Source organism: Stenotrophomonas sp. 10L48 (assembly GCF_056395105.1).
In genome coordinates, this window is the sequence record NZ_JBFTIX010000012.1 from 1 (window position 1) to 15427 (window position 15427).

14 protein-coding genes are annotated in these 15427 nt (G+C 67.1%); 3 read left to right on the plus strand and 11 right to left on the minus strand.

Annotation, left to right across the window (positions count from 1 at the left end; genetic code table 11):
• Positions 1-116: 116 nt before the first annotated feature.
• From AC1DCU_RS17540 to mdoH, 4 genes are read right to left on the minus strand one after another with little or no spacing between them, the layout of a single operon-like run.
• Entirely contained in the window at positions 117-845 is a 729-nt protein-coding gene (locus tag AC1DCU_RS17540) for a LytR/AlgR family response regulator transcription factor (protein ID WP_025879008.1), read from the minus strand.
• A gap of 10 nt (positions 846-855) precedes the next feature.
• A complete protein-coding gene (locus tag AC1DCU_RS17545; protein WP_080277664.1) occupies positions 856-1872 on the minus strand; it encodes a sensor histidine kinase in 1017 nt (338 codons plus the stop codon).
• Positions 1873-1902: 30 nt separating this feature from the next.
• Entirely contained in the window at positions 1903-2562 is a 660-nt protein-coding gene (locus tag AC1DCU_RS17550; protein WP_032976711.1) for an alpha/beta hydrolase, read from the minus strand.
• A gap of 50 nt (positions 2563-2612) precedes the next feature.
• Complete coding sequence (gene mdoH / locus AC1DCU_RS17555; protein WP_051585049.1) at positions 2613-4538, minus strand: glucans biosynthesis glucosyltransferase MdoH; 1926 nt, start codon at positions 4536-4538, stop codon at positions 2613-2615.
• A 494-nt stretch (positions 4539-5032) separates the two neighbouring features.
• On the opposite strand from mdoH, the gene AC1DCU_RS17560 reads away from it, so the two are divergent.
• Positions 5033-7069 carry a TonB-dependent receptor domain-containing protein gene (locus AC1DCU_RS17560; RefSeq protein WP_478013600.1) on the plus strand — a complete coding sequence of 679 codons (2037 nt, stop codon included), beginning with the start codon at positions 5033-5035 and terminating at the stop codon, positions 7067-7069.
• A gap of 57 nt (positions 7070-7126) precedes the next feature.
• On the opposite strand, the gene AC1DCU_RS17565 is transcribed toward AC1DCU_RS17560, so the two are convergent.
• Positions 7127-7297, minus strand: coding sequence for a hypothetical protein (locus AC1DCU_RS17565; RefSeq protein ID WP_162887695.1), 171 nt, complete (start codon positions 7295-7297; stop codon positions 7127-7129).
• A 216-nt stretch (positions 7298-7513) separates the two neighbouring features.
• Here AC1DCU_RS17565 and AC1DCU_RS17570 point away from each other — a divergent pair, with 216 nt between their 5' ends.
• Positions 7514-7900 (plus strand): DUF2628 domain-containing protein, encoded by a 387-nt coding sequence (locus tag AC1DCU_RS17570; RefSeq protein ID WP_025879013.1) that lies wholly within the window; start codon positions 7514-7516, stop codon positions 7898-7900.
• A gap of 72 nt (positions 7901-7972) precedes the next feature.
• Here the strand turns inward: AC1DCU_RS17570 and AC1DCU_RS17575 are convergent, their stop codons facing one another.
• Positions 7973-10507: a methyl-accepting chemotaxis protein gene (locus AC1DCU_RS17575; RefSeq protein ID WP_032976708.1), complete on the minus strand. Its 2535-nt coding sequence runs from the start codon at positions 10505-10507 to the stop codon at positions 7973-7975.
• 222 nt (positions 10508-10729) lie between these two features.
• Positions 10730-11623 (minus strand): NAD-dependent epimerase/dehydratase family protein, encoded by an 894-nt coding sequence (locus AC1DCU_RS17580; protein WP_032976707.1) that lies wholly within the window; start codon positions 11621-11623, stop codon positions 10730-10732.
• 329 nt (positions 11624-11952) lie between these two features.
• On the opposite strand from AC1DCU_RS17580, the gene AC1DCU_RS17585 reads away from it, so the two are divergent.
• Positions 11953-12252 (plus strand): KGG domain-containing protein, encoded by a 300-nt coding sequence (locus AC1DCU_RS17585; protein ID WP_282279400.1) that lies wholly within the window; start codon positions 11953-11955, stop codon positions 12250-12252.
• A gap of 103 nt (positions 12253-12355) precedes the next feature.
• Here the strand turns inward: AC1DCU_RS17585 and AC1DCU_RS17590 are convergent, their stop codons facing one another.
• From AC1DCU_RS17590 to AC1DCU_RS17605, 4 genes are all read right to left on the minus strand, one after another.
• On the minus strand, positions 12356-12706 hold the full coding sequence (locus AC1DCU_RS17590) for a VOC family protein (protein ID WP_032976705.1): 351 nt from the start codon (positions 12704-12706) through the stop codon (positions 12356-12358).
• A 99-nt stretch (positions 12707-12805) separates the two neighbouring features.
• Positions 12806-13006, minus strand: a complete 201-nt coding sequence (locus AC1DCU_RS17595) for a hypothetical protein (RefSeq protein ID WP_032976704.1) — start codon at positions 13004-13006, stop codon at positions 12806-12808.
• 87 nt (positions 13007-13093) lie between these two features.
• Positions 13094-14275 (minus strand): CmlA/FloR family chloramphenicol efflux MFS transporter, encoded by a 1182-nt coding sequence (cml, locus tag AC1DCU_RS17600; RefSeq protein ID WP_478013601.1) that lies wholly within the window; start codon positions 14273-14275, stop codon positions 13094-13096.
• A gap of 216 nt (positions 14276-14491) precedes the next feature.
• Positions 14492-15397, minus strand: a complete 906-nt coding sequence (locus AC1DCU_RS17605) for a LysR substrate-binding domain-containing protein (protein ID WP_032976702.1) — start codon at positions 15395-15397, stop codon at positions 14492-14494.
• Between the last annotated feature and the right edge of the window lie 30 nt (positions 15398-15427).

Below are 15427 nucleotides of genomic sequence, written 5' to 3' on the forward strand. Positions count from 1 at the left end.
CGCCCGCCCATCCCGCCTCACCCAACAGGCAACAACACAGAGCCGACCAACCCGCTGTTGCTGTTGCTGTTGCTGTTGATTTCGAAGCAGTCGCGGCCGCAGGCCGCGCGGAAAACCTACAGATGCCGCAATTCCTGCTTCAGCGTCGCCACGCAGCGCCGACTCACTTCCAGCGGCTGCTTGCCATGCCGCAGCACCGCCTGCACCTGACCACCACTGCCACGCCGCAGCTCCACCAGCTCGTGGCGCGCCACCAGGCAGTTGCGATGGATGCGCACGAAGCGGCTGGCGAACTCCTCCTCCAGCGACTTCAACGATTCCTCGATCAGGTCCTCGCCACGCGCGTGATGCACCACCACGTACTTTTCTTCGGCCTGCAGATAGTGGATATCGTCCAGCGGAATCAATCGCAGGCTGCCGCGCAGGCGGGCACACAGCATGCTGCGGGCCTGGCCGCCGGTGTGCTGGGGTTGCCCGTCACGGCCGGCCAGGAAGGTGCGGGCACGCGCGATCGCCGCTGCCAGCCGCTCGGCGCGCACCGGCTTCATCAGGTAATCGATGGCCGCTGCCTCGAACGCCGACAGCGCGTGCGCATCGTAGGCGGTGCAGAACACCACCGCCGGCCTGGGCTCGAAACTGGCCAGGTGGCGGGCCGCTTCCAGGCCGTCCAGGCCGGGCATGGCGATATCCAGCAGCACCAGGTCCGGCTGCAGTTCGGCGCACGCGTGCAGGGCCTGCTCGCCGTTGCCGGCCTCGGCCACTACGTCCACCCCTTCCTGCGCGGCCAACAGGCTGCGCAGGCGCTCGCGCGCCAGCGGTTCGTCATCGGCGATGACTACCCTCACGATCGTCCCCTCACTGGATCGGCACTGTCACCTGGCAGGCATAGTAGCCCTCGCTCCAGCCAGCCGTCATCCGCGCGGCGCGGCCGAAGCGCCAGCTCAGGCGATGGCCGATGCTGTGCTGGGCGTGGCCCGCTCCCTGGGCCAGGGCCAGCCCGGGCACCTGCGGATCCGGTGCAGGATTGCGTACGCGGATCTGCAGCTCGCTGCCCACACAGGCCAGATGCAGCTCGATGGTGCCGCCTTCGGGCAGGCGCGAGATGCCGTGCAGCACCGCGTTTTCCACCAGCGGCTGCAGCACCAGCCGCGGCATCGGCAGGTCCCAGGGCAGGGGTTCATCGCGCTGCCAATGCACCCGCAGGCGGTCGCCCAGGCGCAGTGATTCAATCGACAGATAGCGTTCGGCCAGTTCGCACTCATCGCGCAGGGTCGAATCGCCCTCGCCGGCACCCAGTGCGGCGCGGAACAGATCGGACAGGTCGAGCACGGCACGCTCGGCCACCGCTGGGTCGCGATGCAGCAGGCTGGCGATCAGGTTCATGCTGTTGAACAGGAAGTGCGGGCGGATGCGCGCCTGCAGGGCGTCGGCCTGCGCGCGGGCATTGGCCTGTACCTGCGCCGCCCAGCGGTCGCTGACATAGAAGTAGCGCAGCGCCAACGCGGTGATCAGCGCCGTGGTGGCCGCGCTGCCCAGGGTGAAGCGCCAGAAGCCGATGCCGCGCGCGAAGTTGTCGCCCAGCACGCCATACAGGGCATGGATGATGCCCGCGCACAGGATGGCGATCAGCGCAGCCAGGCCAACGGCGGCGACGGCGCCCAGCAGTTCCGGCAGCTTCGACAGGGCCTGCCGCAGCAGGCACAGGCTGGCGGTGACCGCCAGCGCCAGCCACAGCGCGAAACCGCTGGCCGAGGCCAGTTCCCCCATCGTCCAGTGGCGGCTGCCATCGGGCGCCAGCGCCAGCACCACCACCACCAGTTCGGCCAGGCCGAGCATCGCTGCCAACCGCGGCAAACGGCACAGTTCCGGCATCCACGGGGTGGCAGCGCTCGCGGCCATGGGTCAGGCGACGCCCAGGCGTGCCTGCAGCCAGTCGCCCAGCGCGTCGATTTCCTCGGCGCAGACCTGGTGGGCCATCGGGTAGCTATGCCACTGCACGTTCAGCCCAAGCGTGCGCAACGTCTCGGCGCTGTGCGCGGCCACCGCCTGCGGGATCACCGGATCGCTGCTGCCGTGGGCCATGAACACCGGCACATCCACCGCACCATCAACGCGCGACGCGCTTTCGGCCTCCGGCAGGTAGGTCGACAGTGCGATCAGTCCGGCCAAGGGGGCAGTGCGTGCCAGCGCGGCGCTGAGGATCACCGCCCCGCCCTGCGAGAAGCCAGCCAAGAAGATGTGATCAGCGGCGACACCGCGTTCGATCTCACGGGCGATCAGCGCATCCAGCTGCACCACCGACTCCTGCACGCCGGCCATGTCGGCGCGCGAGCGGAAGTCCATGCCGACGATGTCGTACCAGCCACGCATCGGCACGCCGTTGTTGATCGTGATCGGCCGCACCGGTGCGTGCGGGAACACGAAGCGCAGCGCCGGCCAGTGCGGACGCACCAGTTCGGGCACGATCGGCGCGAAATCATGGCCGTCGGCACCGAGGCCGTGCAGCCAGATCACCGACCACTGCGGCGAGGCGCCGGTTTCCTGTTCCACCGTTTGCAGCATGTTGCGGCTCCTGTACGTTCGAGCCGCATTATGCCGCTGGCACGGTGCGATCAGTACAGCGGCGGTTGCTCGGCCGCTTCCCGGCGCAGCTGTGCGGCGCGCACCAGCACCGGCGGCGGGATGTTCTCTTCGGGAATGTCGAGCAGGCCCAGGCGATGCAGGAAGGCGCCCGGCCCGCGCAGCGAGGTCAGTGCCACCACCGGCACCGCCAGCACCATGCCGATCACCACCGGCGCCATCCAGGCCGCCAGCGACGGCGACACCGCCCACGCCAGCACGCCCATGAAGGCGCCAAACACGCCCAGGCCGCCGTAGCCGCGCACCAGCGAAATCCACGAGATGCCACCGTCATCGCGCTGCTGTGCATCCCAGCCCGAGTCACGCCCGGACAGCACTTCGGCCACCCCGCGCGACTGCACGTACATCACCACCGGCGCCATCAGCGCGGCCAGCACGGTTTCCACCAGCATCGACAGGAACGCCCGGATCGCGCCACCACAGCCACGGCGTTCAACCGGATCGAGCAGCATCGCAAAGTAACCCAGCACCTTGGGCATCAGCAGCACCGCCATGGTGGCGGCGAACAGGCGCACCACCTGTTCTTCATCCTGCGCACGCCAGTACACGCTGGGCGACAGGTGCAGCAGGGCGTTGAAATCGATGCCTTCCTGGAACAGCGGGATGGCGATGCCGATCAGCATCAGCATCGCCCACATCGGTGCGGTGAAGTAATGGCCGATGCCGATCAGCATGTGCACGCGGCTGATCCAGTGCAGGCCACGGCTGCCCACCACCTTGCCGTGCTGCAGGTTGCCCTGGCACCAGCGGCGGTCGCGCACCAGCAGGTCGGTCAGCGTTGGCGGGCCTTCCTCGTAGCTGCCGCCCAGGTAGGGCACCATGTGCGCGGCCCAGCCACCACGGCGCATCAGCGCCGCTTCCACGAAATCATGGCTGAGCACGTGGCCGCCGAACGGCTTGCGCCCCGGCAGCTCCGGCAGGCCAGCGTGGTCGGCGAAGGCACGGGTGCGGATGATCGCGTTGTGCCCCCAGTAATTGCTTTCGGCACCGTGCCACCAGGCCACGCCACGGGCGATCACCGGCCCGTACACTCGCCCACCGAACTGCTGCATGCGCGAGAACAGGGTGCGGCCGCCGATCACCGACGGCAGGGTCTGGATCAGGCCGACGTCGGCGTTGTGCTCCATGCCGGCGACCAGGCGCACGATGCTGTCACCGGTCATCAGGCTGTCGGCATCCAGGATCAGCATCTGCGGGTAGGCACCGCCGAAACGGCGTACCCAGTCGGCGATGTTGCCGGCCTTGCGCGCGCTGTTGTCGCCACGGCGGCGATAGAACAGTCGCGCACGCCCATCGGGCACCAGCTCGCGCAGTTCGGCGAACACCTGTTCTTCGGCCCGCGCGATGTCCTCGCGACGGGTATCGCTGAGCACGAAGAAATCAAACCGCTGCAACTGGCCGGTGGCCGCCACCGATTCGTAGATCGCGCGCAGGCCGGCCAGCAGCCGGCGCGGGTCTTCGTTGTAGGTGGGCATCAGCAGCGCGGTGCGGCTGTGCACGGTGGGCAGCGGCTTGTCCGGATCGATGCCCAGGCGGTAGCCCCGGTCGAACACGGCCGTCAGGAAGCCGGCCACCGCACTGGCAAAGGACAGCGCGATCCAGGCGAACAGGCCGACGAACAGCACCAGCAGGCAGGCCTCCAGCACGCTGATGCCGTTGCCGGACAGCACCCGCCACATCATCCGGGTGGCCACGGCGGTCATCGCCACGGTGCCGCCGAGGATGTACAGGCGACGCAGGCCGATCATGCGTGGCGAGGTGCGATGGCGCCGGACCTTCAGCGAGCCTTGCCGGAGCGTCTGTTCGGGCATCAGCAGCGGTGCTTCGGCCGGCAGCAGGGCCCAGCCCGCGTCGGGACCGGCCGTGACCGGTTCCGTGTCGATGGTTTCACTCCCCATGGCCGCCTACTCCCTGCAGGCCGCAGGACCAGCCGTCCCGGCCAGGCTGCATGCACCAAGGTTCCTGGCCCGCATTCCCGGCGTCCGCACTTGTCCTGTCTGCCACGGCGTCATGCCGCGCAGTCGCTGTCTGTCACTACCAGAACCCACACGATCTCCAACGGGGCGGAATCGAAAAATGCGGCCCAGTCTATGGCCCCGAATGTAAGCCGGGTGCGAAGGTCTACGCCGGGAAATCTCCCCATTCAGCAGTCAGCAGGCGAACCGTCGCGCGCGGCCGGGGAATGTCGATTCATCCCGGGAAGTACTGGATCGTAACAAACGAGAACGGTTATCATTCCGTTAACCAGGCAGGTCACCGCGCTCCGCGCACCGGACCCACCCAGCTGCGCCGGACCTTCCGCGCGCTCGACGACCCAGGGAAGGGGTGGCTGCCTGCTGTCTGCGTGCGCCTGCCGCTTCCACCGGGTCTCTCCTCTCCCTTGGAAGCCGTCATGTCCCCTCTCCGTTCCGCGCGCCTGTCGCGCACCCGCCTGGCCAGCGCCCTGGCCGCCGCCTGCCTGCTGGCCCTGCCTGCCCTCGCCGCCGCTGAAGCCAGCGCCGATGCCTCGACCAAGGACCTGGATACCGTGGTGGTCACCGCCTCGGGCAACCAGCAGTGGATCAAGGATGCCCCGGCCAGCATCAGCGTGATCAGCCGCGAAGACATCGAACGCCAGCCGGTGCACGACCTGGCCACCCTGCTCAGCCGTATTCCGGGCGTGACCGGTGGGCTCAGCGCCGCCGGTGAGCAGTCCAAGATCAAGCTGCGCGGCATGCCGTCCAACTACACGCTGGTACTGGTGGACGGCAAGCGCATGGGCAGCTCGGCCTCGACCAACTATCGCCCCGACCTGGGCCGCCAGGACCTGAACTGGATTTCCCCCGACCAGATCGAGCGCATCGAAGTGGTGCGCGGTCCGATGTCCTCGCTGTATGGCTCGGATGCGATGGGCGGGGTGATCAACATCATCACCAAGCGCATCGGTGACAGCTGGAACGGCAGCGCGACCCACAGCTACACCCGGCCGCAGGATGGCGACCGTGGCGACACCCAGCAGATCGGCGCGACCTTCTCCGGACCGCTGGGCGAGCGCTTCGGCCTGCGCATCGGTGCCAACAGCATGCGCCGCGACTCGGACCGCTCCAACGGCGGCGTGTATGGCAACGCCTACGCCGGCGAGAAGGACCGCAATGTCGACGCGCTGCTGCAGTGGAAGCTGAGCGAGGCACAGGAAGTGTCACTGGAAGCTGGCCACGGTGTGCAGCAGGCCTTCATCGCCCAGGCGCTGGAAAAGCAGGACGAAGGCGCCTGGGGTGCCAGTGAGCTCAAGCGCAGTTCGCTGGCGCTGAACCACGACGGCAAGTGGGATTTCGGTACTTCCAAGCTCAGCGCGTACTGGACCGAGTACAAGAACGACATCGGCGCCACCGGTCGCTCCGAGGCAACCGATACGATCATCGAAGGCAGCCTGAGCACGCCCTTCACCCTGGGCGTGGACCACCAGTTCGCGGTGGGCGGCCAGTGGAAGCGCCAGGAGTTGACCAACACCGACACCATCGGCCAGGCGCCGGTGGACTATGCCGGCAACCCGGTGGTCGGCTCCAGCCTGGAAGTGGACACCTGGGCGCTGTTCGTCGAAGACGAGCTGAAGCTGCACCGTACCCTGGCACTGACCCTGGGCGCGCGCCTGGACCACCATGAACAGTTCGGCAGCCATGTCAGTCCGCGTGCCTACCTGGTCTGGCACCCGAGCGAGCAGTGGACGATCCGTGGCGGCGTGTCCAAGGGCTTCCGCGCGCCGAGCCTGACCGAGAATTCGCCCAGCGCGGCGACCCAGTCCGGTGGCCGCGGCTGCACCTCGCTGATCCCGCTGGGCTATACCCGCGGCGGTTGCTACATGGCCGGCAACCCGGACCTGGACCCGGAAACCAGCACCAACCGCGAGATCGGCATCAGCTTCGACAACGCCCTGGTCGACGCCGGCCTGACCTACTTCCATACCGACTTCAGGAACAAGATCGAGTATGAAGCGCTGGGCTTCTTCAACGGCTACTGGTGGACGCGCATGAGCAACGTGCAGCGCGCGCGCACCAGCGGCATGGAAGGCAACCTCAACTTCCGCTTCGGCGATCACTGGCGCTGGCGCACGTCGGCGACCTGGATGAAGGAAGCCAAGAACCTGACCACTGGCCGCAACCTGATCGACACCCCGGAGTTCTCAGGCTATTCGTCGCTGGACTGGACCCCGAACACCACGTTCTTCAGCAGCCTGTCGGCGCAGTACACCGGCAAGCAGACCGGCGTGGTCAATACCTTCCTGAAGGCCTATACGCTGTATGACCTGACCGCTGCATGGAACGTCAATGAGGTGCTGACCCTGCGTGGCGGCGTCAGCAACCTGGCCGACAAGAAGCTGTACGCCGACGGCTCTACCGACTACTTCGTCGCCGGCCGCAGCTACTTCCTCAGCATGACCGCGCGCTTCTGATGCGCACTGCGATCGCGCTGGCAGCAGGCCAGCGCGATCGCCGCTGGTTTCCCAGGCTCAGTCGTTTTCCAGCACGGCCGGCGCAGCGTCGCGGCTGGCAGCGATGCGTGCACGGTCCATCGCCACCGCCAGTTGCTGGCGGGCGAGCAGTTGTTGTGCCTGCACCACTTCGGGTGTCGGCAGGAGCACCGGTCCGGGTGCGTTTTCCGGTGTAGCTGGTGTGGTCATGCAACCTCCATGGACATACCGCTGCCACCCGCAAACAGCCGGGGTAGCAGCGGAACTGCGCACCCTATCCTAAAAACAAGGCGGATGGGTGACGGTGCGGCACCGGGACGCAAGCCCTTTGCCGTAGGAACGTCACATTTTTGACGCTCCAAGCTGGTTTGCTGAATGTGACTCACTTATCATGAAAACGTTTTCCTAACAGGGAAGTCCCTACACATGAACACCGTTGACCTGACCCGCTTCAGCCCGAAGTGGCAGTTCCGCTTCAACTTCTTCCAGCAGCACGGCGCTCCCAAGGAGCCCGGCTTCAAGCAGGCCTGGAAGGCGCTGTCCTTCGGCGACCGCCTGAAGATCAACCTGAACTTCTTCGCCTTCTTCTTCGGCGCGATCTATCTGTTCATCCTGGGCATGTGGCGCAAGGCGCTGGTGGTGATCGGCATCAACATCGTGCTGATCGCGGTCAGCCTGGTGCTGCCGGACATCGTGGCCCGCGCACTGTTCATTGCAATGAACTTCCTGGTCGCCTCGAGCACCAACTACAGCTACTACCTGGAACAGGTGAAGGGCAACACCAGCTGGAACCCCTTCGAAGGCATGTTCTAAGCCCAGCGCACCACGTATGCAGTGGCACATCGACGCCCGGCCTTGGCCGGGCGTCGTCGTTCATGCCCCGGCTCAGGCGGCGCGCAACGCGGCAGCCGGCCGGGTGTCGGCCTGCAGGCGGAAGCGGGACACCGCCACCGCCAGCTGCTCGGCCTGTTCTTCCATCGCCCGCGCCGCAGCGGTGGCTTCTTCCACCAGCGCAGCATTCTGCTGGGTGGTCTCGTCCATCTGCACCACAGTCTGGTTGACCTGCTCGATACCGGCCGACTGCTCGCGCGAGGCGGCCGAGATCTCGGCCATGATCTCGTTGACCCGGCCGACCTGGCCGACGATCTCCTGCATCGTGCGGCCCGCACCGTGCACCAGCTGCGCGCCGGCGCCGACATGGCCGACCGAAGCGTCGATCAGCTCCTTGATCTCCTTGGCCGCGCCCGCCGAGCGCTGTGCCAGCGCGCGCACTTCGCTGGCGACCACCGCAAAGCCACGGCCCTGTTCACCGGCGCGCGCCGCTTCCACCGCTGCGTTCAGGGCCAGGATGTTGGTCTGGAAAGCGATGCCGTCGATCACCGAGATGATCTCGGCGATGCGCTGCGAAGAGGTCTCGATCTGCTCCATGGTCTGCACCACCTGGCTGACCACCTGCCCGCCTTCGCTGGCAACGCCTGCGGCCGAGGCCGCCAGCTTGTTGGCCTGCAGGGCATGATCGGCGTTCTGGCGCACGGTGGAGGTCAGTTCCTCCATCGACGCGGCGGTCTCTTCCAGGTTGGCCGCCTGCTGCTCGGTACGGCGTGACAGGTCGCTGTTGCCCGACGCGATCTCGCCTGCGGCCAGGCGGATGCTGGCCGCAGACTGCTGGATCTGGCCGACGATCTGGGTCAACTGCTGCACGGTGCTGTTGGCATCGTCGCGCATCACCGCGAACACGCCGTGGAAGTCACCCTCCATCCGTGTACTCAGGTCACCGGCGGCGATGGCGCGCAGCAGCGTCGACAGCGCAGCCAGGTTCTGGTCGCTGACCTGCATCATGGTGTTGAGCGTTTCCACCATGCGGCGGAAGTCATGCTCGAAGCGCTGGGTATCGCCACGCACGGCGAAATCACCTGCCGCCGCCGCAGCGGCCAGCTGCTGGATCTGTTCGTTGATCGCCGCCAGGTTGGTCTTGGTGGTTGCCATGGCAGCGGTGAATATCGCCTTTTCGCCCGGCAGTGCCTCCATGTCCACGCTCAGGTCACCCACCGCGTAGCGCTGCATCACCTCGACCAGGCGTTGGGTGACCGCATTGCTGTCGGCCACCAGCTGGTTGCTGTCGGCCACCATGCGGCCATATTCGCCCGGGAACACCGAGGCATCCATGCGGTAGCTGATTTCACCGGCATCATGGCGGCGCGCCATCTCCGCCTGTGCGGCCATCACTGCCTGCAGCTGGCCACGCATGCCCTGCATGGCGTCCAGCAGGCGGCCCACTTCATCGTTGCCCAGCGCCGGCATGGCGGTATCCAGCTTGCCCGCAGCCACGTCGCCGGCGATGCGCACCGCCTGCGCCAGCGGTCGCACGGCCAGGCGCTGCAGCAGCAGGTAGACACCGCCACTGAGCACCAGCGCAGCCACCACACCCACCAGCAGGATGATCCACAGCAGCTCGCGGGCCTGCGCGATGATCACCGCATGCGGCACCACCACGCCCAGCGCGAAACGCTGCGGCGCGTCACCCACCTGCAGCGGCACGTACAGGCGGACGTTGCCGGCAGCGTCGGGCTCGAACGCTTCGTACGTCTTGTCGGCGGCGATCTGCGCCAGCATGCCGAGGGTGGCGGCATCGGTACGCGGCTTGCCGATCTCGGCAGCATCGGCCGAGGCCAGCACCACGCCCTTCGGCGACAGCAGTTCGACGCGGCCGGCGCCCATCGGCGTCAGCGTGGCCAGGTGCTTCTGCAGCGCGTCCAGCGAGAAGTCGACGGTGAAGACACCGAGGAAGGTGCCGTTCTCGACGATCGGCGTGCTCAGCGTGCTCATCAGCACCTGCTTGCCGCCGATGTCGTAGGCATACGGTTCGCTGACCAGCGGCAGCTTGTCGCGGCTGGGCACCATGTACCAGTTGCCCGAGCCGCTGGGCGTCTCGGTGTAGTCGGTCATCGTCGACTGCTGCGGCTTGCCGTCCTGCCAGGCCCAGTAGCTCATGTAGCGGCCGGTGGCGTCGTGCGCCTCGCTGTTGACGAACTCGGCGTCCTTGCCGTCGAAGGCATTGGCCTCCCACATGGTGCTCTTGCCCAGCCATTCCGGGTGCGCGTGCAGCTGCTCGCCGATGACATTGGCCAGGCTGGCGCGATCAGGGGCATCACCGCGCGCACGCTGGGCCAGCACGGTTTCCACCATCGCATCGTTGCTGGCAAAGGCCGTACCCAGGTCGGCAGCCACCTGCCGCGCCTCGGCACGGGCTTCGCTGGCCATGGTCTGCCGCGAGGACGACACCAGCGCCGAACTGGCCTGGTGATAGATCAGGAACGCGGTCGCGCCGAAGCACAGCAACGCGATCACCGCGGTGCCCAGCATCAGCTTGTGGGCGATGCTGCCGGGGCGACGGGCAGCGACGGAACGGGAAGAAGACATGGGAGGATCCGCAGGCAGTTCAGGTCGACCGGTGCCACCAGGGCACCGCGCAGATGCGCGATCCGTCGCGCGGGCCGCCTGCCCGCCGGATCGGAACCCGGCGCGGGAAGGCGCGCACCGGGTTAGCGGCCATGGCCGGGCGAGGTTGAGGCTCGCCGCACGCACAAAACCTGAACCCGCTCAGCTGCGGCCGTCGACCCAGGCCTGTGCTGCTCGCCTGTGCTATTCGGCGACGCGGTCGCGGATCCACTCCGCACGGGGCAGGACCTCGATGCTGCCCGCGGCGTACTGCTGCAGCACGTCCTCCGGACCGAAACGTGGCTGCCAGCCCAGCGCTGCACGCATCCGGCTGCTGTCATAGACCCGATCGATGCTGAGCGGCAGTGGCCAGCCACGGCGCTCGAACTCGGCCAGCAGCTGCGGTGCGCGGCGCGCCAGCACCTGGCGCGGATCGGCGGCCAGCTGCAGGCAGTCCTCGCGCCGGAAGGGCGTCGGCGCACAGGCGAGGTAACGCTGGAAGGCCGCGCCTTCATCGTGCAGCAGCGCGGCATGCGCGCTGGCCACGTCGCGCGCGTCGATACCACGGTGCAGGCGGAACATCGCCATGCGGTCAGGCGGCTCGGGGAAGCAACGTGCCATCCGCAGCACGCGCACGGTGAACGTTGCGCTGGCCGCCGCTTCGGCCAACGCTTCGGCCTGCAGCTTGGTGCGGTGGTAGATCGTGCGCGGCAGCGGCTCGGTGTCCTCGTCGATCCAACGGCAGCCGCCGGACACCACGGCATGGCCGTACAACGCCGTGGTACTGGTCAGCACGAAGCGCTGCACGCCGGCCTCGCGCGCCAGTTGCAGCAGGTTCGCGGTGGCCTCCACGTTGATCTGCTGGAACACCGCGTCAGGCACCAGGCCCACGTGCGGGGCGTGCAGGGCCGCGGTATGGATCACCGCGTCGACCCCCTGCACGGCACGTTCCAGCGCCCGGCGATCGGTGACATCGGCAATGACGCGCGTGGTGGCGAACGGACTGCGATCCAGCCCCACCACCTCATTGGCAGCGGCCAGCGCGCCGAAGATCGCCCGCCCTATCCGCCCGGAACTTCCGGTCAACAGAATCTTCATTGAATCCATTCACTCGACAGCGCCCGGGACCTACCGGGATGGCTTGATTCTAGGCATGCACGATGGCGTCGGCGATAGCAGACGATGACATTGTGCATGCCATCCACCTCCGGCCAACCGCTCGGACTCTCCCTTGCCAGGGCGCCACGGGTGGCTGCCGTGACGACCGGTTGCAGAGCCCGGCGCTTCCTGCACGGTAACCGGTCGTCAAACGCGTGCGCAGGCCATGTGAGCCTCGTACAGCCCACTTCGACCTGTCTTTAGCCTGCACTGTGCAACATGGGACCGTCACTGATGGCAGCGACCCATGTTCACACCGGAGACCGGTAATGACCAACTTACGCAATGGCAACAGCAATCGTGGCTTTGCCTCGATGGACGAAGACAAACAGCGCGCGATCGCGGCCAAAGGGGGACGTGCTGCCCACGCATCCGGCAATGCGCACCAGTTCAGCCCGGCCGAGGCCCGGGTGGCGGGCCGGAAGGGCGGTGAAGCGATCAGCCAGGACCGCCAACACATGGCCGCGATCGGCCGTGAGGGCGGCCATGCGCGGCACGCCAGCAGCCGCCAGCAACAGCAACAGCAACAGGACATGCCCGACAAACCTGACAGCGGTCAACAACGTTGACATGCTGCGGTCACTGCGCCGCGTACCGGCGGTGCGGCCGACGTCGATCAGCACTCAGCACTGCCAGCACAGTGGAAAGCGCCGCTGAGCTGGCGCGCGCTGGCTAGGTGTGGGCGAGGATGTTCAACAGGCGCCCGAACGGGTCGCGCACGTAGAAGCGACGTACACCCCATGGCTCTTCGGCCGGGCCATATTCAAGCGCAATGTCCGCGTGTCGCAGGCGTTCGAGCACGTCGTCCAGATCATCCACCTCGATCGAAAGATCCGGCACCGGGGTACCCGATCCGCCTTCGCTGGCAACGCTGAGCTGTGCCAGCGCAGTGCCCTGCCCACCGTAGGTGACGATCCAGCCGTGGTCCATCACGATGTCCATGCCGAGGATGTCGCCGTAGAATGCGGCCGCCTGCGCAGGATCGGCACTGGCGATGTTGGCGACGACACGTTTGACGGCCATGTTGCGGCTCCAGACGATCAGGACCGCGGACTTCGTGCCTGCGGCCAGGTGAAAAGGGGCCCCTGGATCGGGCCCCCCATTGCGAACGGTATGCAGGCCTCAGACGGCGCCACACCTGTCCATGACACAGCGATCGTATTCGAACTGGCACTCCATGGCATCACCGCCGCCGGAAACGCAGGCCTGGTAGGCCTTCCAGCACGGGAAGTCGCACGGCTGGACCGGACCGGCCACCGCCACCGAACCGGTACACGCGAGTGCAAACACTGCAGCAACGATCGCTTTCCTGATGGCTCGCATCGATATCACTCCCTGATAGGCCTGGTGACTCCAGGCCGCATCACCCTACCCGCGTGTGCGGGATAGGAAGTGGAGGCGTGGGCGCAGTTACCGTCGCAGCATCACCAGGCCACCCAGGCTCAACGACGGCAGCAGCAGCCCAAAGGCCACCAGCGGCCAGACCGTATCGCCCGGCAGCAGCAGCGTCGCCAGCGTGCCAAGCGTTGCCACGATCAGGCTCTGCACGGCGTAGTACAGCGCCACTGCCGTGCCGGAGGCATCGGCAAAATCGCGCAGCGCACCGTTGGCCGCCACCGCAGCCACCATCACGATGCCGATGGCCACCAACCACATCGGCAACACGACACTGGCAAAGGATGGCGGCAGCATCGCCGTCATCGCCATGACCAGCGCGCCGCCGATCATCACCATCAGCCCACGCAGGAAGCTGCCGCCAATGCCCCATCGCCCGATGAACCAGGAAGCGAAGCGCGAGGTGACGATCATCACCAGCGCCACCGTCGCGAAGGCCAGGCTGAAGCCCATCGGCGAATAGCCGGCCCTCCCCATCAGCACCCGCGGGGCGATCGAGAAAAACACGAAGAACGTGCCCATCGCCGCACTGAATCCCAATGCATGAGCCCAGAAGCCGGCATTGCCGAGGATGCGCGCGAAGGCTGGCGATGCGTGGACATGCTGCGGTGGCCGTGTCTCCTGCCAGCCGCGGCATGCGCGTACACCCGCCAGCAGTCCCAGCACACCCAGTGCGATGAAAATGGCCCGCCAGCCCAGCGTATAGGCGATCAATGCGCCGAGGATCGGACCGAGCGCCGGCACGAACGCCAACATCGAGGAAAACAAGCCATAGAGCGTGGCGCCCTCGGCCGTGTCGGCATACACGTCGCGCACCGTGGCGAAGGTGGCCACCAGTGCGGCCGACGCCCCAATCGCCTGCACGCCGCGCCACGCAAGGAATGCCGCACCACCGCTGCACGCGGCCAGCGCGAACGACGCCAGCGTGAACAACAGCGCGCCCATCAGCAGCACCGGCCGTCGCCCGATCCGGTCCGACAGCGGGCCGAAGATCAGCTGGCCCAGCCCCAGCACGAGCATGTACAGGCTCAGCGTCAACTGGATGAGGGCCGGCGACGTGCCGAGTGCCTGCGGCATGGCCGATACGACCGGCAGGTAGATATCCATGGCCAGCGAAGCCAGGAGGTCGAAGGGAGCCATCAATGCGATGGCGCCCGGCAGGGAATGGGCCCAGCGAAGGGCTTTTCGATCAGACATGGGGAAACATCCGCTCAGGAGGGAATCCGGCGGTGATCAACCCAGTGCGTGGAAATCGCAGGACAAGATCACCGCAACAACGTGCGTACCGTTGTTGCGGCTCAGCGGACTGTCTGCGGACCGTTCCCGTTCATCTGATGATCCGGTGGAAGATCGAGTGCGGCCAGTGTAGCAAGGCCATTGCGGGGCAGCCCGGCAACGTCGTCCGGCAGGGCCTCAGGGCAAGGGCAGCATGTCGGTGCGCCGGGAGGGGGTACGCCGCACCTGTTCGATGAGCCGGCGGACCGCTGGCGATGTTTCCTGTTCACGGTATAGCGCAGCGATAGTCGAGGCGATGACCGGCCCGGCGATAGGCAGATACACCACGCCTGGCAGCAGCAGCGTCCGCTGCAGCACCGACGGCACGATCGCCACGGCGCCATCGCCCACCGAGACCTGCGCGAGCACCGCGACAAGATGACCGGGACGGGAGCGGATGTCCGGCACGAATCCGCCACGGCGGGCGACTTCCAGCGTGCCGGCGGGCTGCTCCGGCATGATGAACGCCTCCTTCGCCAGCAGCGCCGGCTGCACCGGCACCCCCGCGTGGGCCAGCGCATGCGATGCCGGCAACGCCACGCAGAACTGATCTTCGATCAGGATGTGCGAACCGAGCGCATCGGGCACCTCCATCGGAAGCCGGCAGAACACCACATCGATGCGACCGTCCAGCAGGAGGTCCGGCAGGTCGGCCATCGGCCATTCGCCGACCTTCAGCTCCACGTCGGGCGATGCGCTGCGGAACCGCTGCAACTGCTCCTGCAGCGCGCCGGCATGGACCGCCGAACCTACGTAGCCGATCTCGATCCTGCCGATTTCCCCGCGACCAGCGCGGCGGCCCACGGCCTCTGCCTGCTCGAACTGGCGCAGCACGTTGCGTGCTTCGGCCAGGAAGATCGCACCGGCAGAGGTCAGCGTGACCTCGCGCCTACTGCGGTCGAACAAGGGGGTGCCCAGGCGACGCTCGATCTGCTGGATCTGAACGCTCAGCGTCGGCGTGGCGATGCCCAGGCGCAGCGCGGCGCGCCCGAAATGCAGCTCCTCGGCCAGTGCGACGTAGTACTGCAGATGTCGACGGTCCATGCGTGCCGGCTCGTTAGCTTTGGCCTAACG

Excerpts from the sequence above, each read along its gene's own strand:
- AC1DCU_RS17560 (WP_478013600.1), top strand. The coding sequence starts at position 5,033 with ATGTCCCCTCTCCGTTCCGCGCGCCTGTCGCGCACCCGCCTGGCCAGC.
- AC1DCU_RS17570 (WP_025879013.1), top strand. The coding sequence starts at position 7,514 with ATGAACACCGTTGACCTGACCCGCTTCAGCCCGAAGTGGCAGTTCCGC.
- AC1DCU_RS17605 (WP_032976702.1), bottom strand. The coding sequence starts at position 15,397 with ATGGACCGTCGACATCTGCAGTACTACGTCGCACTGGCCGAGGAGCTG.
- AC1DCU_RS17585 (WP_282279400.1), top strand. The coding sequence starts at position 11,953 with ATGACCAACTTACGCAATGGCAACAGCAATCGTGGCTTTGCCTCGATG.
- cml (WP_478013601.1), bottom strand. The coding sequence starts at position 14,275 with ATGTCTGATCGAAAAGCCCTTCGCTGGGCCCATTCCCTGCCGGGCGCC.
- AC1DCU_RS17580 (WP_032976707.1), bottom strand. The coding sequence starts at position 11,623 with ATGAAGATTCTGTTGACCGGAAGTTCCGGGCGGATAGGGCGGGCGATC.
- AC1DCU_RS17545 (WP_080277664.1), bottom strand. The coding sequence starts at position 1,872 with ATGCCGGAACTGTGCCGTTTGCCGCGGTTGGCAGCGATGCTCGGCCTG.
- AC1DCU_RS17565 (WP_162887695.1), bottom strand. The coding sequence starts at position 7,297 with ATGACCACACCAGCTACACCGGAAAACGCACCCGGACCGGTGCTCCTG.
- AC1DCU_RS17575 (WP_032976708.1), bottom strand. The coding sequence starts at position 10,507 with ATGTCTTCTTCCCGTTCCGTCGCTGCCCGTCGCCCCGGCAGCATCGCC.
- AC1DCU_RS17595 (WP_032976704.1), bottom strand. The coding sequence starts at position 13,006 with ATGCGAGCCATCAGGAAAGCGATCGTTGCTGCAGTGTTTGCACTCGCG.
- AC1DCU_RS17550 (WP_032976711.1), bottom strand. The coding sequence starts at position 2,562 with ATGCTGCAAACGGTGGAACAGGAAACCGGCGCCTCGCCGCAGTGGTCG.
- AC1DCU_RS17590 (WP_032976705.1), bottom strand. The coding sequence starts at position 12,706 with ATGGCCGTCAAACGTGTCGTCGCCAACATCGCCAGTGCCGATCCTGCG.
- mdoH (WP_051585049.1), bottom strand. The coding sequence starts at position 4,538 with ATGGGGAGTGAAACCATCGACACGGAACCGGTCACGGCCGGTCCCGAC.